This is a genomic window from Halomonas sp. HL-93 (assembly GCF_900086985.1).
Classification (GTDB): domain Bacteria; phylum Pseudomonadota; class Gammaproteobacteria; order Pseudomonadales; family Halomonadaceae; genus Vreelandella.
Genome location: NZ_LT593974.1, coordinates 3,219,789 through 3,243,130 on the forward strand (window position 1 = coordinate 3,219,789; position 23,342 = coordinate 3,243,130).

Consider the following 23,342-nt stretch of genomic DNA (forward strand, 5'->3'; position numbering starts at 1 on the left):
CTTGCCCAAACACGGGCGAACTTGCCCGGCATTTAGTTGCCTATGAGGCCCGTAAGCTACGCAAGCCGGATCAGGACGTTTGCAAACGCACAAACAAAAGGGCCTAGCGATAAACGCTAGGCCCTAAAAGATGGTGCCGGTGGCCAGACTCGAACTGGCACGCCTGTTACAGCGGCGGATTTTGAATCCGCTGCGTCTACCAATTCCGCCACACCGGCAATGGCTGCGCATTATACGTAGATCACCTTCTAGGTCAATCACATTGACTGACTTTATCCACACAAAGCGCTATCCTATGCCGCCTGTTTGGTCACCGATATAGAGCTTTTTCATGCAGCGCGCGGATTTTCACTTTGAGCTACCCGACGAGTTAATTGCTCGTTACCCGTCTGAGCAGCGTAGCGACTGTCGCTTACTGTGCGTGGATGGTCAGACCGGCGCGCTTGAACATCGGCGGTTTCCCGACTTGATGTCAGTTCTGGAACCCGGTGATCTACTGGTATTTAACGACACTCGGGTGATTCCGGCGCGTTTGCACGGCAAAAAAGCCAGCGGCGGTAAGGTTGAAATGCTGCTTGAGCGGCCGCTGGATGCGCACCGCGGCTTGGCCCACATACGCTCCAGCAAGTCACCCAAGCCCGGCACCGAGCTGATCTTTGAAGGCGATATTCACGCCGTGGTGGAAGGCCGCCGTGATGCACTGTTTGAACTGCGTTTTCTGGGCGACACGCCAATGATCGCGCTGCTGGAAAAGCACGGCCATATGCCGCTGCCGCCCTACATTACCCGTGAAGATGAGCTAAGCGACCGCGAGCGCTATCAAACCGTTTATGCCCGGCGCGATGGTGCAGTGGCCGCCCCCACCGCCGGCCTACACTTTGACCAGCCGCTGCTCGATACGCTGGCAGAAAAAGGCATCAATAGCGCCTTTGTTACGCTGCACGTCGGCGCTGGGACCTTCCAGCCGGTGCGCGTCGACAACATCCTTGAACACCATATGCACAGCGAATGGATCGAGGTAACTGAGGCGACCTGTGAGCAGGTTCGCGCCACGCAAGCGGCGGGCAAACGGGTGATCGCCGTGGGCACCACCAGCGTGCGCTGTCTGGAAAGCGCCTGCATGAAAAGCCCGGACGGCCGTATTGCCCCCTTCAGCGGCGATACTGACATCTTCATCTTCCCCGGCTATGAATGGCGCTGCGTGGATGCACTGATCACCAATTTCCACCTACCCGAATCAACACTGTTAATGCTGGTCTCGGCATTCGCAGGTTACGATAACATCATGCACGCCTATCAAGCGGCGGTTGACGAGCGCTATGCGTTTTTCAGCTATGGCGATGCCATGCTGCTGACCCGCTAACCAAGCCTTGCTTTAACCGCTTTCTGAACGAGTAACAACGATGCGAAACGAATGCTTTATGCGCTTTGAGCGCCTCGCCGAGGACGGCCGCGCGCGCCGTGGCCGTCTTCACTTTCCGCGTGGCACGGTGGAAACCCCAGCGTTTATGCCGGTGGGCACCTATGGCACGGTCAAGGGCATGACGCCCGACTCGGTGAAAGAGATTGGCGCCGAAATTATCCTGGGCAATACCTTTCACCTTTGGCTGCGCCCCGGCACGAAGGTCATCGAAGCCCACGGCGATCTGCATGACTTCGCCCAATGGGACAAGCCGATTCTGACTGACTCCGGCGGTTTCCAGGTGTTTTCGCTGGGTGAGATGCGCAAAATCACCGAGCAGGGTGTGCATTTCCGCTCGCCGGTAGACGGTAGCAAAGTATTTATGGGCCCTGAAGAGTCGATGGCAGTTCAGCGTTCGCTGGGTTCCGATGTGGTAATGATCTTTGACGAGTGCACGCCCTATCCAGCGACGTTTGAAGAAGCCGAAAAATCCATGGAGCTATCACTGCGCTGGGCCAAGCGCTCGCGTGACGCCCATGGCGACTCCCCTTCGGCGCTGTTCGGCATCATCCAGGGCGGTATGCACCCCGAGCTTCGCGAACGCTCGCTAAAGGGGCTAATGGACATCGGCTTCGATGGACTGGCGATTGGCGGCTTATCGGTGGGCGAGCCCAAGGAAGAAATGATCAAGGTGCTCGACTATTTGCCGACCTGGATGCCTGACGATACGCCCCGCTACCTAATGGGCGTTGGCAAACCCGAGGATTTGGTCGAAGGCGTGCGCCGCGGCGTGGATATGTTCGACTGCGTGATGCCTACGCGCAACGCACGTAACGGCCACTTGTTTACCGCCCAAGGTACCGTCAAAATTCGTAATGCTGTGCATCGCTTTGATACCCGGCCACTTGAAGAAGGCTGCGATTGCCATACCTGCCAGCACTTCTCGCGCGGCTACTTGCATCATCTTGATCGCTGCAACGAGATGCTGGGCTCAATGCTCAATACCATCCATAATCTGCGTTACTATCAAAGGGTGATGGCTGATTTGCGCGCAGCAATCGAAGCGGGTACATTGACGACCTTTGTGGAAGGCTTCTATGCGCAACGCGGACTGTCGGTGCCTCCCCTTGCAAATTAATCAGCGCTCGTCTTAGCGAGCGTTTTAACTTGCTCAATCATTGAGTTTATAACCCAGGAGTTCTCTGCAATGCTGGATTTCTTCATTTCTCCCGCCCACGCCCAAGCAGGCGGTGCTGGTGGTGGTATTGCGCAAATCGTGATGCTGGTCGGTTTTGTGCTGATTTTCTACTTCCTGCTCTGGCGCCCGCAGGCCAAGCGCGCGAAGCAGCACAAGCAATTGATCAGCAATCTGGACAAAGGCGATGAAATCGTCATTGGCGGCGGTATGGTGGGTCGCATCACCAAGGTGAGCGATGAATTCCTGACCATGGAAGTCGCCGAAGGCACCGAAGTCAACGTGCAGAAAAATGCCGTTGCCGCCGTGCTGCCTAAGGGCACCATCAAGTCCATCTAATGTAATGATGTAGCACCCCTGCCTTAATGCCAGCCATCCCGGCAGGGGTGACATGGTATCAGCGATGGTGAACCTTGCTGCGCATAGTGAGTCTATGCGCAGCATTCCGTTTGTAATTGAAGGCAGGGCTTGCATGCTCAACCGTTACCCCCTGTGGAAGTATCTGTTGATACTGGTCGTTTTAGTGGCCGGCCTTATCTACGCACTTCCCAACTTATTCCCTGAAGATCCCGCCGTCCAAATCAGCAGCGCCGAGACCGGCGAAACGCTGGATGAAAGCGAAATTGAGCGCGTTGAAGACGCCCTCAATGATGAAGACGTAGCGATTAAAGCCATCGAACAAAACGGGCAGCAGTGGCTGATTCGCCTATCTGATTCCGATGATCAGCTGCGCGCCCAGGAAATCGCCAGCGACCTGCTGGGAGACGATGCCACGGTTGCCCTGAACCTTGCCGAGGCCACTCCTGACTGGCTGCAGGCCTTTTCTGCCTCTCCCATGACGCTCGGTCTCGACCTGCGCGGCGGCGTTCACTTCCTGCTGGAAGTTGATATGGAGGCTGCGCTGACCCAGCGGCTTGAAGTTAACGGCAGCGCGATGCGTGAATTGCTGCGCGAAGAGGGCATTCGCTATCGCAACACCGAGGTAGAAGAGCGCAGCCTGTCAATTGATTTCGCTGGCGAAGAGGACCGCAATGAAGCGCGCGGACTGATCAGCCGCGAATTCCCCGAGTTCGAATACAGCAGCGAAGAAGAAGGCCGTGCGGCACGTTTGGTGATGACGCTGACCGATGAATCGGTGAATGAGATTCAGGACTACGCGATTAACCAAAACCTGACCACACTGCGTAACCGGGTTAACGAACTAGGCGTTGCCGAGCCCATGGTCCAGCGCCAGGGCCCCGACCGCATTGTCGTGGAGCTTCCCGGCGTTCAGGATACCGTGGAGGCCAAGCGCGTGGTAGGCGCGACGGCGAACCTGGAATTCCGCCTGGAGGCGCGTTCCGACGCACCCGACAATGAGACGGAAAGCTTCAGCTTCCGTAACGACGAATCGCGCTCCGCCGACCTGATGCGCGACGTCATCGTTACCGGCGATAGCGTTTCGGATGCCAGCCGCAACTTCGATGAAAACGGTCGACCACAGGTCAACATCGACCTGGACGGCACCGGCGGTACGTTGATGAACCGCGCCACGCGCAGCAACATTGGTCGCAATATGGCGGTGCTGTTTATTGAGCACAAAACCAAGGAACGCACGGTCATTGAGGATGGCGAGGAAGTCACCGAGCGCGAACCCTACGTGGAGCGTGGCCTGATCAGTTTGGCGACGATCCAGAGTGCGCTGGGTAACAGCTTCCGCATTACCGGTCTTGAGTCGCCTACCGAAGCCGAAGAACTTGCGCTGTTGCTGCGTTCGGGCTCACTCGCAGCGCCAATCTACTTCGTTCAGGAACGCACCATCGGGCCAAGCCTGGGTGCCGACAATATCGAACGCGGCCTGCTTTCAGTGCAAGTCGGCTTGTTGCTGGTCGCGCTGTTCATGCTGATCCGCTACAAGGTATTCGGCATCTTCGCCAATATTGCCCTGGCGTTAAACCTAGCCCTACTAACCGCTGCCATGTCGCTACTTGGCGCCACGCTGACGCTTCCGGGGATTGCCGGTATCGTGCTGACGCTGGGCATGGCGGTGGACGCCAATGTGCTGATATTCGAGCGAATACGCGAAGAGTTGCGCAATGGATTGTCGATCCAGCAGGCCATCTACGCCGGCTACGAACGCGCCTTTACGTCGATTATCGATGCCAATATTACCACGCTGCTGGTCGCGGTAATTCTGTTCTCGATTGGTACTGGGCCGGTCAAAGGCTTCGCCGTGACCCTGTCTATCGGTATTTTGACATCGATGTTTACCGCCCTAATGGTAACGCGCGCCATGGTCAACCTGACTTACGGTAGCAAGCCGGTCAAAAAGCTGTGGATCTAACGCCAACGCTCAGCCCAGATTTAACGAGGTGGTAATGAAACCTTTAACACACCGGCAAATCGACTTTATGGGGCGCCGCAATTTGGCGTTCATCGTCGCTGCCGTCATGCTGATCGTGTCGATTGGCGCGATTGTTTTCCAACAGCTTAATTTAGGCCTGGATTTCACTGGTGGCACCTTGGTGGAAGTGCACTATAACGAGGCACCGTCCTTGGATACCGTGCGCCAGTTTCTGCAAGACAACGACTTTGAAGATGTCTCGGTGCAAACCTTCGGTAGCTCGAACGAGGTGCTAATTCGCCTGCGTCAGGCGTTTGACTCCGATATTGGCACCAACATTGTCAATATCCTCAGCGAGGATGGAACCGAGGTTGAGCTGATCCGCGCGGAGTTCGTGGGCGCCCAGGTGGGCGACCAACTGCGTGATCAGAGCGGCATGGGGTTACTGGTCGCCCTGGGCGTGGTGATGCTCTATGTAGCGTTTCGCTTTCAGTACAAGTTTGCGATTGGCGCTTTGCTGGCCCTGATACATGACGTGATCATCGTCGTGGGTTTTTTCGCGCTATTTCAGCTCGACTTCAACCTGACCGTACTGGCCGCCATTTTGGCAGTAATCGGTTACTCGCTGAACGACACGATCGTGGTCTACGACCGTATGCGCGAGGAGATTCGCACGACGCAAATAGACGACATGCCGCAAATCTTTAACGAGGCGATCAACGCCACGCTCTCGCGTACACTGGCAACCTCCGGCACCACCCTGCTCGTATTGCTGGCCCTGCTGCTACTCGGCGGCGAGATGATCGAAAACTTCGCCATCGCTCTCATTGTGGGCATTGTGGTGGGCACGTTTTCATCCATTTACGTTTCGGGTGCGCTGCTGCTTCCGCTCAAACTATCGCGTGAAGACCTGATTCCTACCAAGAAAGAGGTCGACGAAGAAGAGGAAGAGTTGCCCTAACCGGGCTGAACTTGCTGCCAGCAAAAAGCCCCTGTCGGTGATGCCGACAGGGGCTTTTTCGTTTGACTGAGCAGAGGGTTAAACGTGCGGTGCCAACTGCTTGATTAACGCTTTATACAAGCGCGGCCCTGCCGCTAACAGCTGGCCTTCCGCCTTCACGTTAGGCTGCCCATCCGGCGACCCCATCAATGCTCCGGACTCTTTCAACAGCAGCGTTCCTACCTGCAGATCCTGCTCTTCAAGGCCCAACACGAAGGCGCTATCGACACGCCCGGTAGCCAACTCACAGATATCCAATAGACCACTGCCCGTCGCCACCAGCGTATCTACCTGGGGGGCCAACTGCTGGGTAATGGTTAAGTAGGCAGGCAAATGACGGGGACGCAGCCAAGGCTCAGGAAGACTCATCGCCAGGCGGGTGGCGCTGATCGCCTTGGCCTGGCTGACACGCATACGCTTGTCGTTGTGCTGGGCGCCTCGGCCACGGCTGGCAATGTACTCGTCGTCAGCGAAGGGCGCGATTATCACCGCATGCTCAGGACGACCTTTGATCAAACACACCACTGATAGCGCAAAGCCCTTCCCCGCCACGGCCAGATTGGAATAACCGTGCATGGGCTCAATCTTCCAAACGGTATCCGCGCTTTCGTCCTGTCCTGGCTTAAAGGTCGTGAAGCGACCGATAACGCCATGTTGAGGATAGCCACGCTCTAACTGCTGAACAATCGTCGCTTCGGCTTTACGCGCCGTGTCTTCAAGCAATTTGTCGAGGTTAAATTCATCGTGCGCATTTTCAATGCGCTCGCGCACCTTCAGGAAATGTTCAACAGCGCCGCGCGCAGCACGCAGCGTAAATTGGACCATCGGATTCATGGTTGGGCCTTGTCACAGTGATGTTAAAGAACGGTAGGCGGACGCTTCGCCTTTGGCGCGCAATTCTAGCAGACCGCTATCGGGCATGCTATCGACTCATGGTAGACTGCCGCTTTTCCGCTTCCTGTGACCGGGTTTTATCATGCTTGAGCGCATTCGTATCGTACTTATCGGCACCAGTCATCCTGGCAATATCGGGGGCGTTGCCCGCGCCATGCATAATATGGGACTCACCGACCTGGCACTCGTGGCGCCACGCTGCGAAGCCATCACCCAGGACAGCATCTCCCGCGCCTCGGGGGCCGATCACCTACTGCATAACGCCCAGGTGTTTGCGACCATTGAAGACGCGGTGGGGGACTGCACTCTGGCGGTGGGGGCCAGTGCGCGCTCACGCACGCTGCCCTGGCCGATGTTAACCCCACGTGAGCTGGCCGACCGCTTACCCGGCGAATGTCAGTCTCCCAATGCCCGCGTCGCGCTGGTGTTTGGCCGCGAGGATAGCGGCTTGACTAACGAGGAGCTACAGCGCTGCCACGCCCACGTCAATATTCCCACCAACGCCGACTTCAGCTCGCTCAATCTAGCCGCTGCGGTTCAGGTACTTGCCTACGAGTGTCGCATGGCATGGATGGGGCAACACGCAAACGAGCCAGCCGCTCAAGCAGCCCCGAGGCCGGATGCCGACGATGCACTTGCCTCCCATGCCGACCTGGAACGCTACTTTGAGCACTTAGAGCGCGCACTGGTAGCCATTGAGTTTCATGACCCCGACAAGCCGCGCCAGCTAATGGCCCGCCTTAGGCGCCTTTATCTGCGCGCCCGTCCAGAGCAGATGGAAATGAATATTCTGCGAGGCATTTTATCCGCCACTGAAAAGGCCGCACAACACAAGCAGCCGCGTGAGTGAGCCGCTAGACTTGAAGAGAGCGTCGCGCGCCCCCACCATTTCTCAACTGCGTACAATAACCCTGCGATGCTGGTCAAAACCGCCCGGTGATGAATCGCACTGCTACCGCCCAAGGGATCCCCATGTTTCAACGCCTGCGTGAAGATATTAACAGCGTCTTTGACCGAGACCCCGCCGCCCGCAACTTTCTCGAGGTGCTGACTAATTACCCTGGCCTGCACGCGCTACTATTACATCGCTGCAGCCACTGGCTATGGCAAAAAAACCTTAAGTGGCTGTCGCGCTCGCTATCGACGTTTGGCCGCTGGCTGACCGGCATTGAAATTCACCCGGGGGCCACCATTGGCCGACGCTTTTTCATCGACCATGGCATGGGCGTGGTGATTGGCGAAACCGCCCGGGTGGGCAACGACGTGACGCTCTACCAGGGCGTCACCCTAGGCGGCACCAGTTGGCACAAGGGCAAGCGTCACCCAACGCTGGGCGATAGCGTCATCGTGGGAGCGGGGGCCAAAATCTTAGGCCCTTTTACCGTCGGCGCGGGCGCTAAAATCGGTTCCAATGCGGTGGTCACCAAAGAAGTTCCTGCCGGGGCGACAGTGGTCGGCATTCCTGGCAAAGTGGTTAAACGCGCCGATCCTGATGTCGAAGAAGCCCTGGATGTGGATCCCGCCCGCCGCGAGGCGATCTGCCAAAAGTTTGGCTTTGACGCCTATGGCGTGAGCGAAGATATGCCCGACCCTGTGGCCCGCTCCATGCAGGCGATGTTGGATCACATGCACGCCGTGGATGAGCGCATCGAGCGCATGTGCTCAACCCTGCGCAAACTGGATGCCAGCTATCGTGATGGCCAGCTACCGGCGCTGCGCGATGAAGATTTTGCCGACATTCTCGACGAAGCGGACGGCGCCTGCTCAGGCGTAGCCAAAAACACCTCGTCGACGACGTCGGCAGAGCAGGACACGCAATCGGGTAATGGTTGACCAAAGCACTCAGGTTTTCCCATAATGGCAGCACATTTGCCGTTAGCGCTGAGCCGTCGGCGTCGAGGTACCTGCCATGCGTTTGACCACCAAAGGGCGTTACGCTGTTACCGCCATGCTGGATTTAGCACTGCACGCCCAACATGGCCCGACCAGCCTTAGCGATATTTCTCAGCGCCAGGAAATATCGCTGTCGTATCTTGAGCAACTATTTGCTCGGCTGCGCCGTTACGGACTGGTTAACAGTGTGCGCGGTCCGGGTGGCGGCTATTTGCTTGCCCATGCACCTAATCGTATTAGCATCTCCCAGGTCATTGACGCGGTAAACGAAACCGTGGATGCCACGCGCTGTCAGGGGCTCTCCGATTGCCAACAGGGAGATACCTGCCTGACGCACCACTTATGGTGCGATTTATCGGCGCAAATTCGGCATTTTTTAGATGACGTGACCCTTGCCCAATTGATGCAGCGCCCCGATGTAATACAAGTTGCCGAGCGCCAACAACAGCGCTTGGCGGCGGGCATCCTAGCCTCGTCTCCCTGAACACTTTGCTTTTTCCACCATAGGTAACATGACCACGATGACTGCCGCCTCGCTACCCATCTATCTGGATTACGCCGCTACCACGCCGGTGGACCAGCGCGTGGCCGAGGTTATGCAGCGCTACTTGACGGTGGATCAACTGTTTGCCAACCCCGCCTCGCGCAGCCATATGCTCGGTTGGCAGGCGGAACAGGCCGTTGAGCAGGCGCGCCGTCAGGTGGCCGACACTATCGATGCTGATCCGCGCGAAATTGTTTGGACCAGCGGCGCCACCGAGGCCGATAACCTGGCGTTGATCGGTTTCATGCGCGCCAACCGCGAACGTGGCATGCACCTGGTTACCTCAACCATTGAACACAAAGCGATTATTGATACCGCTCGCGCGCTTGAACACGAAGGCTTTGAGGTCACATGGCTCTCTCCCGGTGCGGATGGCTGCATCCAGCCTGAGCAGCTTCGCGAGGCAATGCGCGATGACACCGCGCTGGTATCGCTAATGGCGGTCAACAACGAACTGGGCAGCATCAATGATATCGCAGCCCTGGCCGCCGTGGCTCATGAATTCGGTGCGGCCTTTCACTGCGATGCCGCACAGGCCGTTGGCCGAATCGACCTATCTGTGGCCGCTCAGCAAGTTGATTTAATGTCGCTGTCGGGCCACAAGGCCTATGGGCCAAAAGGCGTGGGTGCGCTTTACGTAAAGCGCCACCCTGATATTCGCATTGAAGCGCTGATTCACGGCGGTGGCCACGAACGCGGTATGCGCTCCGGCACCCTGCCCACGCATCAGATTGCTGGCATGGGCGAAGCCTTTTTGCTAATGCAAGGGCAGCACGTCGAAGAGCAGGCGCGCATCGCCCAACTACAGCAACGCTTTCTCAAAGGGCTAGAGGGGTTGGAAGGCGTCTATGCCAATACGCCTCTCGCCCACGCGGTACCCAACATTCTTAACCTCGCCTTTGAAGGCGTGGACGGTGAATCGCTACTCATGGGGCTGCGCGATGTCGCTGTCTCCACCGGGTCGGCCTGCAACTCGGCAAGCGTAGACCCGTCCTATGTATTACTCGGCATTGGCGTCCCAAGGCGCCTTGCCCTTTCGTCGATTCGTTTTAGCTTTGGCCGATTTACGACCGAGGCCGATATCGACCACGCCATAACGCTTATCCGCCACGCGGTGAGCGGGCTGCGCGCCTAGCAGCGCTAAGCGGCTGACCACTTACAGGAGGACGCCTCAATGGCCACACTCAATATTACTCCAGCTGCCGCCCAGCAGATTCGCCACGTGTTGGACGAACGCGGTCAAGGCTTAGGCCTGCGTGTTTCCGTCAAACCCAGCGGCTGCTCAGGCTATAGCTATGTACTGGACTTCGCCGACCAGGTGAATGACGAAGACGTGCGTTTTGAAGCCAACGGTGCCAGCGTTTACGTCGCCCCCGACGCCGTGGAAATGCTCGACGGCAGCGAAGTCGATTACGTTAACGAAGGGCTGAATCGTTTTTTCCGCTTCAACAACCCCAACGTTAAAGACGAATGCGGCTGCGGTGAAAGCTTTACCGTCTAACGCAGGTTGCCAGCACACAGCGCGGCGGTATTCATCCCCCGGCTTAAGCGCTATAATCGCGCCACTCGGTAGCTGATACGGCTACCGACACCTTTATTTTTACCGCCCCGGCCCACCGGGGCGGCAATGTTTTTTTATCCTTTCAGGAGACTGTGACATGGCAACTGAACGCACGCTATCTATCATCAAGCCCGACGCCGTCGCCAAAAACGCCATTGGCGAAATCATTGCGCGTTTTGAGAATGCTGGGCTACGCGTTGTGGCCGCCAAAATGCTGCACTTGTCTGAAGAAAAAGCCGGCGGCTTCTACGCTGAACACAAAGAGCGCCCGTTCTTCAAGGACCTCGTTGGCTTCATGACCTCGGGTCCGGTTGTCGTGCAAGTGCTAGAAGGCGAAGGCGCGATTGCCAAAAATCGTGATTTAATGGGCGCCACTAACCCGAAAGAAGCCGCACCGGGCACGATTCGCGCCGATTTTGCGGAAACAATCGACGCCAATGCTGTCCATGGTTCTGACTCTGCGGAAAGCGCCGAGCGCGAAATCAACTACTTCTTCGGCAACGACGAAATCTGCCCGCGCTAATATTGTCTAGCCAGGTAGCGCCGCCGTTACAACCTCTGTTGCCGGCCATTTACGCGGGGGCCTCGCCCCCGCCACTTCCCTAAACGCTGACCGCCATGACCACCACCGTAGTCCAACATACGCCTAGCTCTGCCCCCCAACACTCGCCCAGCGCACAAGCAACGCCCGAGCGTCAAAACCTGCTGGGTATGTCGCGGGAGCAAATGGCGGCTTTCTTCGTCTCCATTGGCGAAAAGAAATTCCGTGCCGCCCAGGTGATGAAGTGGATTCACATCGAAGGGTGCGACGATTTCTCCGCGATGACGAACCTGTCAAAACCGCTGCGGGAAAAGCTCGCTCAGGTAGCGGAAATTCGAGGCCCAGGCGTTATCTACGAAGGCACGTCAAGCGATGGTACGCGCAAGTGGGTGCTGGAAGTGGAAGACGGCAGCTACGTCGAAACCGTGCTGATCCCGGCCGAAAACGGCAAGCGGCGCACACTGTGCGTGTCATCCCAGGTGGGCTGCTCGCTGGACTGCAGCTTCTGCTCAACCGGCAAGCAAGGCTTTCAGCGCAACCTGACCGCTGCTGAAATCATCGGTCAGGTATGGGTGGCCCAACGCAGCGTCGGGCCGCGTCGGGATACCGCCAACCGGCCGGTGACCAACGTGGTCATGATGGGCATGGGCGAGCCGCTGCTCAACTACGACAACGTCGTACCGGCCATGAAATTGATGCTCGACGACGACGGCTATGGCCTTTCCAAGCGCCGGGTTACGCTGTCCACCTCGGGCGTGGTGCCCATGCTGGATAAACTCGGCGACGAACTCGATGTCAGTCTGGCGGTGTCGCTGCACGCCGCCAACGACGAGTTGCGCAACGAACTCGTGCCGCTCAATCGCAAGTACAATATCCGTGCGCTGATGGACGCCTGTCACCGCTATTTGGCCAAGTGCCCGGAAAACCGTCTGGTAACGATCGAATATACCCTGATTAAAGATGTGAATGATCAGCAAGAGCACGCCGAACAGCTAGCGGCGCTGCTCAAAGAGCTACCTTGTAAAATTAACCTGATCCCATTTAACCCATTTCCAAATTCAGGGTATGAAACACCGTCGCGCAATCAGACAATGCGTTTTCAACAGTGGTTGCACGACTTAGGCTACACTGCTCCCATTCGGTCGACCCGCGGCGATGACATTGACGCTGCTTGTGGACAGCTTGTGGGCCGGGTAAAAGACCGCACCAAACGAAGCGCTCGCTATATCCAGTCGATTCAATTGGATGCAGACTGATTAGTCATCATCTTGACTTCCGGCGAACACGGCGCTTTGATGGACACGGTTTAATTTAGCGATTCATCTTTTTATCGTCACCTTGCGAGGATTTACATGATGTGTCACCGCAGGCTTTACCACCCATATCGGGTGCCCTTGCTCGCCGCGCTGGTCGGCAGCATGTGGCTAGCCGGCTGTGCATCTTCCTCTAATGTTTCTTCCTCTTCGTCAACGCCCGAGGCCGCCTCAGCCTATACCCAGCTTGGAGTTGCCTATTTGGAGCGCGATAATCTCCCGCGGGCACTAAACGCATTAGATCGAGCGCTCGAGATCGAACCCGACAACGCCGAGGCGCTCCAGGCCATTGCACTAGTTTACCAGCAGCAAGGCGAAAGCGATTTGGCCGACCAGCACTTTCAGCGCGCCATTAAGACGGCGCCGGATTTTACCCGCGCGCGCAACAACTACGCCGCGTTTCTTTACCAAGAAGACCGTTTGGAAGCTGCCTGCAATCAGCTCGAAAGCGCTTCCAAAGACGCCCAGTACGAGAACCGTACCCAGCTTTTTGCCAATCTAGGGCAGTGTTATATGGCCCTGGGCGAGACCGAACTAGCACGCGAGCGCTTTAAGCGCGCGCAACGGATCGATCCGCGCAATCCCCGCGGATATTTTATGTTAGCTGAACTCGAATACTCACAGGGTAATTACGCCGAGGCATGGTCACCGCTGCAAAAGCACCTGCAGCTTGCCGGGCCGAGCCGGAACGCACTATCACTGGCCGTTGACATTGCCGAGGCAAGAGGCGATCACGACGCCGCTGCTGACTATCAACGTCAGCTGAGTGCCAATTAAGCGATGGATGCCCTGATCACCGATTATTTAATGAAGGATGCTCAGCCATGAGCGAGACACCGTCACAAGCTAGCGACACCCCAATCGTAAATGACTCCCCCGGCGAGCTGTTGGCCCGCCGCCGTGAACAACTTGGCATTGCCCTTAACGATGCCGCCCGGGCGCTGAACCTACGCCCTGCTGTGGTAGAAGGCCTGGAACGCGATGATTACAGTGAAATTCCAGTGGTTACCTATCGCCGCGGTTACCTGCGCGCCTATGCCAAATATTTAGCTATTGATGAACACTTGATACTGGATGCTTATCGTACACGCTTTGGCGAAGCCGACCTGGAGCGCAAAGTCACCCCCGTCGCGGTGACCAAGCCGCCTTCTCGCCTGGGTGCCTGGTTATTCAAGCTGGTCACGCTGTTCATTATTGTGGGGCTGATTGCCGTCACGGTGATGTGGTGGCAGAGCCGAGGGGGCAACGAACTCCCTGAGATGGACTCGTCGTCTACAATGGAGGACGCACCTGCCGAGCAAGAAGACACAGGTGAGCTCAATGAGTCTTCACAGTCTGACCCAGAGCTTTCATCAAGCGAATCCGACGACGTCACCGACGAAGACACAGCGCTGAATGACTCGGCTACTGAGGACAGCAGCGCAGCGGAAAGTAATTTTGCCGCTGAAAACACCGCCGAAGATACCAGCGAGACAGGCAACGAAACACCCTCAGACTCTGCTGATTCGGCGCCGCTGATTGATGAAGAAGGTGCAGATGAGGCCACCGAGTCGACCAACCTAGCAGAGACGGATAGCCAGTCCGACGGTGACGAAAGTAACGACGATGCCACAGGCGATGATGCCAATGAAGGCGACGAAACCACGGGTAACGATAGCAACACTAATCGTTTAGCGCTGACATTTAATGAACAGTCGTGGACAGAAATTATCGACGCCGATAACCAGCGTGTGCTGGTAGGTCTGCAAGAACCTGGCACCTCCACTGAGGTCGAAGGTCAGCCACCCTTCAGGCTCACCGTGGGCAACGTCACTGGCGTTGAACTGCGCTATCAAGGCGAAGACGTCGACTTATCGTCACGCGCAGGTGCCAACAACGTGGCTCGATTCACCTTGGGAGAGTAACCCGACTTATGCACGCTCATTCGCCTATCCAGCGCCGAGCTTCGCGCCAAATCCATGTAGGTAACGTCGCCGTGGGTGGAGATGCGCCCATTGCCGTTCAGAGCATGACCAATACGGACACGCTGGACGTGGCCGCGACCGTGGCGCAAATTGCACAGCTAGAGAAAGCTGGGGCTGATATCGTACGCGTGTCAGTGCCCGACATGGACGCCGCCGAGGCCTTTGGCAAAATCAAACGCCTGGCCAACGTGCCGCTGGTGGCCGACATCCATTTTGACTATAAGATTGCCCTGCGTGTGGCCGAGCTTGGCGTCGACTGCCTACGTATCAACCCGGGCAATATTGGCCGTGAAGATCGCGTCCACGCAGTGGTTAGTGCAGCCCGCGAACATGGCATCCCCATCCGTATTGGCGTCAATGCAGGGTCGTTAGAAAAAGATCTGCAAAAAAAATACGGCGAACCGACGCCCGCGGCACTGGTCGAATCGGCCATGCGTCATATCGACTACCTGGACCGGCTGGATTTCCCCGACTTCAAGGTCAGTGTTAAAGCGTCGGATGTGTTTATGGCAGTGGCCGCTTACCGCGATTTGGCAACGCGTATTGAACAGCCGCTACACCTGGGTATTACCGAAGCAGGCGGACTTCGCTCCGGCACGGTAAAATCGTCCATTGGCCTTGGTATGCTGCTGATGGATGGTATCGGCGACACTATTCGCGTCTCGCTTGCGGCCGACCCAGTGGAAGAAATCAAAGTCGGCTACGACATGCTAAAAAGCCTCAGGCTGCGTGCCAAAGGCATCAACTTTATCGCCTGCCCGAGCTGCTCACGGCAGAATTTTGATGTCATCAGCACCATGAACCAGCTTGAAGAGCGCCTGGAAGACGTCATGACCCCTCTTGATGTCTCGGTCATTGGCTGTGTCGTTAACGGCCCAGGCGAAGCTAAAGAAACCGATATTGGCCTCACCGGCGGTAGCCCCGCCAACCTGGTGTATATCGACGGCAAACCGGCCAGCAAATTACGCAATGACCACCTCGTCGATGACTTGGAGCGGCTGATCCGCGACAAAGTACGCGAAAAACAGCAGCAGCAGGAAAACACGATCGCCCGTAGCGTTTAATGACGCCACGGGACAGCCGACCCAGGGAGTTTGCCTTGAGCAAGTCTGTAGCCAAAAAAATTCAAGCCATTCGTGGTATGAACGACCTATTGCCCAGCGAAAGCCCTCGCTGGCAATTTTTTGAAGGGAAAGTACGCCAGTTAATGCAGCGCTACGGCTTTGCGGAAATTCGCATGCCAATTGTTGAGCAAACTGCACTGTTCGCACGCTCCATCGGCGAAGTGACCGACATCGTCGAAAAAGAAATGTACACCTTCGACGACCGCAACGGGGATAGCCTCACCTTACGCCCTGAAGGCACCGCCAGCTGCGTGCGCGCTGCCATGGAGCACGGCCTTTTGCACAATCAGACCCAGCGGTTGTGGTACCAGGGGCCGATGTTTCGCCATGAGCGGCCGCAAAAAGGCCGCTATCGGCAATTTCACCAAGTCGGCATTGAGGCCTACGGCTTCGAAGGCCCGGACATTGATGCCGAGGTCATTCTGCTCTCAGCCCGTCTATGGCAAGAGCTTGGGTTGATGGAACACGTCACGTTAGAGCTTAATTCATTAGGTTCAAGCGAGGCCCGCGCCGCTTACCGCGACAAACTGGTAGCCTACTTCGAACAGCACCGCGAGGTGCTCGACGAAGACTCAAAGCGACGCCTAACCAGCAACCCGCTGCGTATTCTGGATTCCAAAAACCCGGCCATGGCCGAGATGCTCGATGGCGCACCGCGTTTGATGGATCACTTAGATGAGCCGTCACGTGAGCATTTTGAACAGCTAAAGGCCATGCTCGACGCGGCGGGCATCGGCTATGTAACCAACCCTCGGCTGGTACGTGGACTCGACTATTATTCGCGCACCGTGTTTGAGTGGACCACATCGGCACTTGGCAGCCAGGGCACCGTATGCGCAGGGGGCCGTTACGATGGCCTCGTCGAGCAGCTAGGTGGCAAACCCACTCCGGCGGTCGGCTTTGCCATGGGCATTGAGCGCTTGATTCTGCTGCTTGAGACCCTTGACTTAGTGCCCGAAGAAGCCGGCAGCGATGTGTACCTGCTACCGATGGATGAGGCGGCGACTATTTCCGCTATCACCCTGGCCGAACAGCTACGCAGTGAGCTGCCCTGGCTACGCCTGCAATTGCATTGCGGCGGCGGCAGCTTTAAAAGCCGCATGAAAAAAGCCGACAAAAGCGGTGCAGCGTTCGCCCTGCTGCTAGGTGAGGACGAATTAGCCGAGCAAGTCGTCACGCTTAAAGCGTTGCGCGACGACCAACCACAGCAACGCGTCCCCCAGGTGTCGCTGGCCCATGCGCTTAGCGAACAGCTAACCCATACCCCTTAAATGGACGGCAGGCATACCCTGCCGCTCGACCCATTATGACCTTGCCCAGAGCGGCGGTCATTGCTGAATAGGAGGCCGCCCGTGGCGGATAGAAGCGAAGACGAACAGCTGGATGTGATCAAGCGCTGGTGGAAAGAAAACGGCACGTCACTGATAGCTGGCGCTGCGCTAGCGGCAGCCGGCGTGTTTGGCTGGAACGCTTGGCAAGATTACCAAACCGGAAAATCCGAGGCGGCGTCGGTGCGCTACCAGGATCTGGTAAGTCTCGCAGCTGGAAACGAACTCGAAGGCGACCAGCTCAGCGAAGCCCGCGAGATGGTCGATGAGATTGTCAGCGAGCACGACGATACCCTATACGCCGAGTTGGCCTTATTGCTTGACGCACGCCTGGCCGTCCAGCAAGACGATTTGGACAGTGCTGCTGAATCGCTCAGCCAGGTGGCGGAATCCTCCGAGCGGCGTTACGTGCAAAGCCTTGCATGGCTGCGTTTAGCGCGTATCGCCATCGCTAATGAACAGCCAGAAGACGCACTCGAATTACTCGACGAACCCATTACTGAGACCCTGGCGGCACAGCAAGCCGACGTGCAGGGCGATGCCTATCTAGCAATGGGCCAGAACGATCAGGCGCGTGACGCCTGGCAACGCGCTCTGGAACTGGCACAGGAACAAGATCAGCCGCTTTATGGCGTGCAATTCAAGCTTGACGATCTCGGCGCTGAGGAGACAGCTCAATGAAACCCTTGTTTTCAACATCTACGCTTTCGAAATCCATGTTTTCGAAATCTGTGTTTTCAACCCCCATGATGCGCGCCACCCTAGGCGCCGCGGCGCTCGCCCTATTGGCTGGCTGTGCAAGCAAAAACGAACCCGCCTACACGCCCAAAGAACTTAAAAGCTTCGAGGAGAGCGCGTCCCTTGAGAGCCTTTGGCAAGAGGACGTAGGCGACGGCCTTGGCCGTGCGCGTTACCCCATCACCCCGGCACGCGAAGGCGATAACCTGTTCGCCGCCGATGCTAATGGCGTGGTCATGTCATTTGCCGCCGATGATGGCGAGGAGCGCTGGGAAGTCGACCTAGATACCCCCATTTCCAGCGCTTTAACCGCCATTGCTGGTCAGGTGTACCTCGGCACCCGCGACGGTGAAGTCATTGCGCTGGATCAGAGCGACGGTAGCGTTAGCTGGCGCTCACGAGTGTCCAGCGAGGTATTGGCCGCTCCCCAAGCCAACCCGGAGTTGCTGGTCGTGCAAAGCATCGACGGTCAGGTGACCGCGCTTGATCGCAATAGTGGTGAAGAACGCTGGGTATATACCAGCTCTCAGCCGTCACTCACTCTGCGCGGCACCGGCACACCGATGGTCATCGAACCGGTAAGCTTTGTCGGTCAAGCTAATGGCCGTCTGGCCACTATTGATAACCGCAACGGCCAGCCGCTTTGGGATATGCAAATTGCTACACCTCAGGGTCAAAGCGAAGTCGAACGCCTGGTTGATATTGCCGGGCAACCCGTACTCAGCCCGGAAGGACGCCTGTTTGTAACGAGTTATAACGGGCAGCTGGTAGCACTGGAAGCGACGCGCGGTAATGTCCTTTGGGAACGCGAACTCTCCAGCCGCCACACCCCCTTGCTGGTAGGTAATTTACTATTTGTGGTCACCGATGAAAGCCATGTGGTCGCCATTGACACTAGTAACGGCCAGGAAGTATGGCGTAACGATGAGTTGGAAGACCGCTGGCTGACAGCCCCATCATTTGCCGATGGCCGCTTGGTGTTTGGCGACTTTGAAGGCTATGTGCACCTGATCGATGCCCGTGAAGGCGAGCTTGTGGGTCGCTCTGAAGTCGACGGCTCGGGGATTAGCGTCCCAGCGATCACCGACGGCAATGTGATTCATGTACTGGCTAATGACGGGCACTTAGAAACGCTGGAAATCTCTCCATGACACCCGTGATTGCATTAGTTGGCCGCCCCAATGTGGGTAAGTCGACGCTGTTTAACCGTCTTACCCGTTCACGGGACGCCCTGGTGGCCGACTTTCCTGGCCTGACCCGTGATCGCAAGTACGGCAACGGCATGCTGGGTAATAAAGCCTATACCGTGATCGACACCGGCGGCATCAGCGGCGACGAAGAAGGCATTGATGCGGCGATGGCGGAGCAGTCGCTGGCCGCCATCGACGAAGCCGATATCGTGCTATTTCTTGTCGATGCGCGGGCAGGGTTAAACGTGGCTGACCAAGCCATTGCCAACCACCTACGGGTCAACCAGAAGAAAACCTGGCTGGTGGTGAATAAGACCGATGGGTTGGAAGAACACTCTGCCATGGGCGATTTCTGGTCAATTGGCCTGGGCGACCCCTGGCCGATTGCAGCGGCTCACGGGCGTAATGTATCGACCTTAATGGATACCGTGCTTGAGCCCTTCCCCGAGCGCGATGCCGATATACCCGCCGACACTGGCACCAAGGGCATTCGTATTGGCGTTATCGGTCGCCCGAACGTAGGTAAATCGACGCTGGTCAACCGCCTACTGGGCGAAGAGCGCGTTGTGGTGTTTGACGAAGCCGGCACCACGCGGGACGCGATCGAAATCCCCTTCGAACGCCGCGGCAAACCTTACGTTCTGATCGATACGGCCGGGGTACGGCGGCGTAAAAACGTGAGCGAAATCGCCGAGAAATTCTCGATTATCAAGACCCTCGATGCCATTAAAGAATGCCATGTGGCGGTGATGGTACTCGATGCCCGTAGCGGGCTGGTCGAGCAAGACCTGCACCTACTGGATTACGTCCTCACCTCAGGCCGCGCGCTGGTGCTGGCCGTCAATAAGTGGGATGGTCTGGAAAGCGAAGCAAAAGATAAGATGCGCAACGAGATCAAGCGACGTCTAGGCTTTGCTGACTACGCTGAGATGCACTTTATCTCAGCGCTACACGGTACGGCGGTAGGCGATCTTTATCCTTCGATTGAGCGCGCTTTTAATGCTGCCAACGCCCACTGGTCGACCAACCGCTTGACCACCCTGCTTCAGGACGCCGTCAGCCAGCATCCGCCACCGATGATTCACGGGCGGCGCATCAAGTTGCGTATGGCCCACCAAGGCGGCAGCAACCCGCCGATTATTGTCGTGCATGGCAATCAGACCGATTCACTGCCCGACGCCTACCGCCGCTATTTGACCAATACTTTCCGCAAGGTGCTGAAAGTGCGCGGCACCCCCATGCGCTTTGAGTTTCGCTCCGGCGACAACCCCTTTGACCATATGGCAGGCGCCAGCGACAAGGAGAAAGCCAAAAAGCGCGAGCTCAACCGTACCAAAGAGGCGCGCAAAAGCCGCCGCTAAGCGTTGGCGTATAAGCCTTTTCGGCCTACTACCCAGTGGGCCGCAAACTGCCCGGCTGTTCGGCCGCTGCGACCACCGCGCAGGGTCGCAAAGCGCAGCGCTTCAGCACGGGCGCGGGCGGCAACCAATGGTCTAGCCGGTCAAGTAAACGGGTTAGGCGCTGGCTCAGTTCGGCACCCATAAAAACTCGCCTGGTAAATTATGCTTGTGAGGATTGATTTACCCCGTACAAGGGTTATCTTTGGGCCAGGAATTCACTTATTAAAAGGAAAGACACTCATGCGCTGGTTTCGCCCTCTTGCTATTACCGCTCTATGTGCTTCTGTCGCGGCCTGCTCGACCTCACCTACCGGCCGCTCGCAACTGCTGCTGTTATCCGACGACGAGCTCAATAATATGGGCAGCAAAGCTTTCAACCAATATCAACAGGACTTGCCTAACGCCGATCAGGCGAGTCAGCGCTACGCTCAATGTATCTCTGACGCCATTGTTGCGGAGCTCCCCGAAGAGCAGCAACAGCTAGACTGGCAAATCCGCGTCTTCGAATCTGAAGAGCCCAACGCCTTTGCACTCCCCGGCGGCTATATGGGTTTACATACCGGCATGTTGGATATCGCTACCAGCCAAGACCAGGTGGCGTCGGTTGTCGCCCATGAAATCGGCCACGTGCTGGCCAAGCATTCCAATGAGCGGGCATCCACTGAAAGCGCCACTCAGTTGGGTCTCTCGGTCCTTTCCAGCGCGTCTGGCCTTGAAGGCGCGGGCGGTGATCAACTGATGGGGGTGCTCGGCATGGGGGCGCAATATGGCATTATGCTGCCCTTCTCGCGCCGCCATGAAAGCGAAGCGGATTCCATTGGCCTGGATCTGATGGCCCAAGCCGGATTTGACCCGCGTGAAAGCATTACCCTGTGGCAGAACATGCAGCAGGCCTCTGGCGGCGGCGAGCCACCCGCATGGATGTCGACTCACCCAAGCAAAGGCCAGCGCATTGAAGGACTGGAAGCCGGCATGAGCGACGCCATAGCCACCTTTGAACAAGCGCGCAATAACGGCCGCACGCCTGACTGTCCACGCCCTTAACTGAACCGTTAATATCGGTATGGCATCGCCACTGTCGTTAGCCAATGGTGGTGCCATCTCTGATAGCTTACGCTATCTGCTCTTACCCGCCCGTTTTAACCCGCGTTCACTCAGCCATAGTTCAACGACTGGCGCAGTCTCGCGCGTACCGGAGCCGTATCAGGGCGCTGATTGCGCCATAGGTAAAACGATTCCGCTGCCTGCTCTACCAGCATGCCCAAGCCATCCAGCAGCTTCGCCCCGCGGGGCCCTGCCCATTGCAGGAACACCGTTGGCTCGGCGCCGTACATCATGTCGTAAGCCCAGGCGTTGGGCGCAAACAGCGTATCAGGCAGCGGGGGTAAATCGCCGGCGAGGCTCGCGCTAGTACCATTGATCACTACGTCAAACGTACCTTCCAGCGTGTCAAAGCCACCGCCTTGAATGGGTCCTAAATCGGCAAAGTCATGGGCAAGTTGCTCAGCTTTGGCCATCGTGCGATTGACCACGACGAGCGCCTCGGGCTGTTCAGCCAACAATGGTTCAATAATCCCACGTACGGCACCCCCTGCACCCACCACCAGCACGCGCTTTTGAGCCAGTGACACGCGATGATAGGCAAAGTCGCGTACCAACCCGACCCCGTCGGTGGTGTCGCCGTAGGTCAAGCCATTACCCCCGACGATCAGCGTATTGACGGCGCCCGCCCGCCGGGCGCGATGGCTTAGCGTATCGCATAGCGCAAACGCATCCGCTTTAAACGGCACCGTCACGTTGGCGCCTCGCCCGCCTTCCGCACAAAACTGTTGCCAAACGGCAGCCAATTCGTCCAATGGAGCTTCGATAGCCGAGTAATCAATATCCTGCCCAGTCTGCCGGGCAAAGTCGGCATGAATCATAGGTGATTTGGAGTGGCCAACGGGGTGGCCAATCACGCAGTAACGGTCAGTCATACTGCTCCTCGCCTCGCTTCTGAGCGGCTTCGTTAAGCCAGTCACGCGGCACTAAATAGTCATTCAGCCGCGCTTCAGGGCTGCCCGCCTCGGGTGTAAAGGCATATTCCCAACGGGCCAGCGGCGGCATCGACATCAAAATAGACTCGGTACGCCCGCCGCTTTGCAGGCCAAACAGCGTGCCCCGGTCCCATACCAAGTTGAACTCCACATAACGGCCGCGACGGTAAAGCTGGAATTGACGCTGCTGATCGTTCCAGGCATCGCCTTTTCGGCGCTCGACAATCGGCAAATAAGCATCCAAGAAGCTGTCACCAACGGCACGTTGAAAAGCAAAGCAGTCGTCAAAGCCGCCGTTATTAAGATCGTCAAAGAATAAGCCGCCCACGCCGCGAGTCTCCTCACGGTGCTTGAGATAGAAATACTCATCGCACCAGGCTTTGTAGCGTGAATAAACGTCATCGCCAAACGGCGCGCAGGCCGCGCGGGCGACCTTGTGCCAGTGGACGACGTCGTCAAATACCGGGTAGTACGGCGTCAAATCATACCCCCCGCCGAACCACCAGACCGGCGGCTCACCGGCTTTTTCAGCAATAAAAAACCGTACGTTGCCGTGGCTGGTGGGTACATGAGGGTTTTCAGGATGTAACACCCAGGACACCCCTACCGCGTGAAAGCTGCGCCCGGCAAGCTCGGGCCGGGCGGCCGTGGCCGAGGGTGGCAACTGATTGCCAAACACGTGAGAGAAATTCACGCCGCCTTTTTCAAACACGCCGCCATTCTCAATCACTCGCGAGCGACCACCGCCACCCTCTTCCCGCACCCACTCGTCTTGCTTGAAGCTTGCCTGTCCGTCGGCGCTTGCCAATCCCTCGCACAGACGCTGCTGCAGATCCAGCAGGTAGTTTTTGACGGTATCCAGATGTTCGTGCGCCACGTCGTCTCCTGATGATCGA

General features: G+C 57.3%; 23 protein-coding genes, 1 tRNA gene and 1 pseudogene. 20 read left to right on the plus strand and 5 right to left on the minus strand.

The window, feature by feature from the left end; translation table 11 throughout:
* Positions 1–131: 131 nt before the first annotated feature.
* A tRNA-Leu gene (locus tag GA0071314_RS14910) sits at positions 132–218 on the minus strand.
* A gap of 113 nt (positions 219–331) precedes the next feature.
* Here GA0071314_RS14910 and queA point away from each other — a divergent pair.
* From queA to secF, 5 genes are all read left to right on the plus strand, one after another.
* Positions 332–1,363 carry a tRNA preQ1(34) S-adenosylmethionine ribosyltransferase-isomerase QueA gene (gene queA / locus GA0071314_RS14915; protein WP_074397379.1) on the plus strand — a complete coding sequence of 344 codons (1,032 nt, stop codon included), beginning with the start codon at positions 332–334 and terminating at the stop codon, positions 1,361–1,363.
* Positions 1,364–1,421: 58 nt separating this feature from the next.
* Complete coding sequence (tgt, locus tag GA0071314_RS14920; protein ID WP_082934333.1) at positions 1,422–2,540, plus strand: tRNA guanosine(34) transglycosylase Tgt; 1,119 nt, start codon at positions 1,422–1,424, stop codon at positions 2,538–2,540.
* Between the two features lie 69 nt (positions 2,541–2,609).
* On the plus strand, positions 2,610–2,936 hold the full coding sequence (yajC, locus tag GA0071314_RS14925) for a preprotein translocase subunit YajC (protein ID WP_074397381.1): 327 nt from the start codon (positions 2,610–2,612) through the stop codon (positions 2,934–2,936).
* 133 nt (positions 2,937–3,069) lie between these two features.
* Entirely contained in the window at positions 3,070–4,920 is a 1,851-nt protein-coding gene (gene secD, locus GA0071314_RS14930; RefSeq protein ID WP_074398552.1) for a protein translocase subunit SecD, read from the plus strand.
* A gap of 34 nt (positions 4,921–4,954) precedes the next feature.
* Positions 4,955–5,881, plus strand: coding sequence for a protein translocase subunit SecF (secF, locus tag GA0071314_RS14935; RefSeq protein WP_074397382.1), 927 nt, complete (start codon positions 4,955–4,957; stop codon positions 5,879–5,881).
* Between the two features lie 78 nt (positions 5,882–5,959).
* On the opposite strand, the gene GA0071314_RS14940 is transcribed toward secF, so the two are convergent.
* A complete protein-coding gene (locus GA0071314_RS14940; protein ID WP_074397383.1) occupies positions 5,960–6,754 on the minus strand; it encodes an inositol monophosphatase family protein in 795 nt (264 codons plus the stop codon).
* A 142-nt stretch (positions 6,755–6,896) separates the two neighbouring features.
* Between GA0071314_RS14940 and trmJ the strand changes: the two genes are divergently transcribed.
* From trmJ to der, 14 genes are all read left to right on the plus strand, one after another.
* Positions 6,897–7,664, plus strand: a complete 768-nt coding sequence (trmJ, locus tag GA0071314_RS14945; protein WP_074397384.1) for a tRNA (cytosine(32)/uridine(32)-2'-O)-methyltransferase TrmJ — start codon at positions 6,897–6,899, stop codon at positions 7,662–7,664.
* 122 nt (positions 7,665–7,786) lie between these two features.
* Positions 7,787–8,647, plus strand: coding sequence for a serine O-acetyltransferase (cysE, locus tag GA0071314_RS14950; protein ID WP_074397385.1), 861 nt, complete (start codon positions 7,787–7,789; stop codon positions 8,645–8,647).
* Positions 8,648–8,723: 76 nt separating this feature from the next.
* Entirely contained in the window at positions 8,724–9,191 is a 468-nt protein-coding gene (gene iscR / locus GA0071314_RS14955) for a Fe-S cluster assembly transcriptional regulator IscR (RefSeq protein ID WP_074397386.1), read from the plus strand.
* 37 nt (positions 9,192–9,228) lie between these two features.
* The gene (locus GA0071314_RS14960; RefSeq protein WP_074397387.1) at positions 9,229–10,386 is read left to right on the plus strand and encodes an aminotransferase class V-fold PLP-dependent enzyme; all 1,158 of its coding nucleotides are present in this window, start codon (positions 9,229–9,231) and stop codon (positions 10,384–10,386) included.
* Positions 10,387–10,425: 39 nt separating this feature from the next.
* Positions 10,426–10,752, plus strand: coding sequence for a HesB/IscA family protein (locus GA0071314_RS14965; protein ID WP_074397388.1), 327 nt, complete (start codon positions 10,426–10,428; stop codon positions 10,750–10,752).
* A gap of 157 nt (positions 10,753–10,909) precedes the next feature.
* Entirely contained in the window at positions 10,910–11,335 is a 426-nt protein-coding gene (ndk, locus tag GA0071314_RS14970; protein ID WP_074397389.1) for a nucleoside-diphosphate kinase, read from the plus strand.
* A gap of 95 nt (positions 11,336–11,430) precedes the next feature.
* Positions 11,431–12,609 (plus strand): 23S rRNA (adenine(2503)-C(2))-methyltransferase RlmN, encoded by a 1,179-nt coding sequence (gene rlmN / locus GA0071314_RS14975; protein WP_074397390.1) that lies wholly within the window; start codon positions 11,431–11,433, stop codon positions 12,607–12,609.
* Between the two features lie 96 nt (positions 12,610–12,705).
* Positions 12,706–13,443: a type IV pilus biogenesis/stability protein PilW gene (gene pilW / locus GA0071314_RS14980; protein WP_074397391.1), complete on the plus strand. Its 738-nt coding sequence runs from the start codon at positions 12,706–12,708 to the stop codon at positions 13,441–13,443.
* A gap of 47 nt (positions 13,444–13,490) precedes the next feature.
* Positions 13,491–14,570: a RodZ domain-containing protein gene (locus tag GA0071314_RS14985; RefSeq protein ID WP_074397392.1), complete on the plus strand. Its 1,080-nt coding sequence runs from the start codon at positions 13,491–13,493 to the stop codon at positions 14,568–14,570.
* An 8-nt stretch (positions 14,571–14,578) separates the two neighbouring features.
* Positions 14,579–15,694, plus strand: a complete 1,116-nt coding sequence (gene ispG / locus GA0071314_RS14990) for a flavodoxin-dependent (E)-4-hydroxy-3-methylbut-2-enyl-diphosphate synthase (protein ID WP_074397393.1) — start codon at positions 14,579–14,581, stop codon at positions 15,692–15,694.
* Positions 15,695–15,729: 35 nt separating this feature from the next.
* Entirely contained in the window at positions 15,730–17,025 is a 1,296-nt protein-coding gene (hisS, locus tag GA0071314_RS14995; RefSeq protein ID WP_074397394.1) for a histidine--tRNA ligase, read from the plus strand.
* A gap of 81 nt (positions 17,026–17,106) precedes the next feature.
* A complete protein-coding gene (locus tag GA0071314_RS15000) occupies positions 17,107–17,763 on the plus strand; it encodes a YfgM family protein (RefSeq protein WP_074397395.1) in 657 nt (218 codons plus the stop codon).
* A gap of 35 nt (positions 17,764–17,798) precedes the next feature.
* Positions 17,799–18,971, plus strand: a complete 1,173-nt coding sequence (gene bamB, locus GA0071314_RS15005; protein ID WP_074398553.1) for an outer membrane protein assembly factor BamB — start codon at positions 17,799–17,801, stop codon at positions 18,969–18,971.
* On the plus strand, positions 18,968–20,371 hold the full coding sequence (der, locus tag GA0071314_RS15010; RefSeq protein WP_074397396.1) for a ribosome biogenesis GTPase Der: 1,404 nt from the start codon (positions 18,968–18,970) through the stop codon (positions 20,369–20,371). Before bamB ends, der begins: the two co-directional genes overlap by 4 nt.
* Here der and GA0071314_RS19555 read toward each other — a convergent pair.
* A pseudogene (locus GA0071314_RS19555) lies at positions 20,368–20,484 on the minus strand (AAA family ATPase); the annotation flags it as partial. The gene der and the pseudogene GA0071314_RS19555 overlap by 4 nt on opposite strands.
* 166 nt (positions 20,485–20,650) lie before the next feature.
* On the opposite strand from GA0071314_RS19555, the gene GA0071314_RS15020 reads away from it, so the two are divergent.
* Positions 20,651–21,454 (plus strand): M48 family metallopeptidase, encoded by an 804-nt coding sequence (locus GA0071314_RS15020; RefSeq protein ID WP_074397397.1) that lies wholly within the window; start codon positions 20,651–20,653, stop codon positions 21,452–21,454.
* 110 nt (positions 21,455–21,564) lie between these two features.
* Here the strand turns inward: GA0071314_RS15020 and aroE are convergent, their stop codons facing one another.
* Both aroE and hemF read right to left on the minus strand, forming a co-directional pair.
* The gene (aroE, locus tag GA0071314_RS15025) at positions 21,565–22,386 is read right to left on the minus strand and encodes a shikimate dehydrogenase (protein ID WP_074397398.1); all 822 of its coding nucleotides are present in this window, start codon (positions 22,384–22,386) and stop codon (positions 21,565–21,567) included.
* A complete protein-coding gene (hemF, locus tag GA0071314_RS15030) occupies positions 22,379–23,323 on the minus strand; it encodes an oxygen-dependent coproporphyrinogen oxidase (protein ID WP_074397399.1) in 945 nt (314 codons plus the stop codon). The genes aroE and hemF overlap by 8 nt, the downstream gene beginning before the upstream one ends.
* Positions 23,324–23,342: the final 19 nt, after the last annotated feature.

Excerpts from the sequence above, each read along its gene's own strand:
- rlmN (WP_074397390.1), top strand. The coding sequence starts at position 11,431 with ATGACCACCACCGTAGTCCAACATACGCCTAGCTCTGCCCCCCAACAC.
- queA (WP_074397379.1), top strand. The coding sequence starts at position 332 with ATGCAGCGCGCGGATTTTCACTTTGAGCTACCCGACGAGTTAATTGCT.
- tgt (WP_082934333.1), top strand. The coding sequence starts at position 1,422 with ATGCGCTTTGAGCGCCTCGCCGAGGACGGCCGCGCGCGCCGTGGCCGT.
- ndk (WP_074397389.1), top strand. The coding sequence starts at position 10,910 with ATGGCAACTGAACGCACGCTATCTATCATCAAGCCCGACGCCGTCGCC.
- bamB (WP_074398553.1), top strand. The coding sequence starts at position 17,799 with ATGTTTTCGAAATCTGTGTTTTCAACCCCCATGATGCGCGCCACCCTA.
- secF (WP_074397382.1), top strand. The coding sequence starts at position 4,955 with ATGAAACCTTTAACACACCGGCAAATCGACTTTATGGGGCGCCGCAAT.
- aroE (WP_074397398.1), bottom strand. The coding sequence starts at position 22,386 with ATGACTGACCGTTACTGCGTGATTGGCCACCCCGTTGGCCACTCCAAA.
- pilW (WP_074397391.1), top strand. The coding sequence starts at position 12,706 with ATGATGTGTCACCGCAGGCTTTACCACCCATATCGGGTGCCCTTGCTC.
- GA0071314_RS14940 (WP_074397383.1), bottom strand. The coding sequence starts at position 6,754 with ATGAATCCGATGGTCCAATTTACGCTGCGTGCTGCGCGCGGCGCTGTT.
- der (WP_074397396.1), top strand. The coding sequence starts at position 18,968 with ATGACACCCGTGATTGCATTAGTTGGCCGCCCCAATGTGGGTAAGTCG.
- trmJ (WP_074397384.1), top strand. The coding sequence starts at position 6,897 with ATGCTTGAGCGCATTCGTATCGTACTTATCGGCACCAGTCATCCTGGC.
- GA0071314_RS14985 (WP_074397392.1), top strand. The coding sequence starts at position 13,491 with ATGAGCGAGACACCGTCACAAGCTAGCGACACCCCAATCGTAAATGAC.
- GA0071314_RS14965 (WP_074397388.1), top strand. The coding sequence starts at position 10,426 with ATGGCCACACTCAATATTACTCCAGCTGCCGCCCAGCAGATTCGCCAC.
- ispG (WP_074397393.1), top strand. The coding sequence starts at position 14,579 with ATGCACGCTCATTCGCCTATCCAGCGCCGAGCTTCGCGCCAAATCCAT.
- iscR (WP_074397386.1), top strand. The coding sequence starts at position 8,724 with ATGCGTTTGACCACCAAAGGGCGTTACGCTGTTACCGCCATGCTGGAT.
- yajC (WP_074397381.1), top strand. The coding sequence starts at position 2,610 with ATGCTGGATTTCTTCATTTCTCCCGCCCACGCCCAAGCAGGCGGTGCT.
- GA0071314_RS15020 (WP_074397397.1), top strand. The coding sequence starts at position 20,651 with ATGCGCTGGTTTCGCCCTCTTGCTATTACCGCTCTATGTGCTTCTGTC.
- secD (WP_074398552.1), top strand. The coding sequence starts at position 3,070 with ATGCTCAACCGTTACCCCCTGTGGAAGTATCTGTTGATACTGGTCGTT.
- cysE (WP_074397385.1), top strand. The coding sequence starts at position 7,787 with ATGTTTCAACGCCTGCGTGAAGATATTAACAGCGTCTTTGACCGAGAC.
- GA0071314_RS14960 (WP_074397387.1), top strand. The coding sequence starts at position 9,229 with ATGACTGCCGCCTCGCTACCCATCTATCTGGATTACGCCGCTACCACG.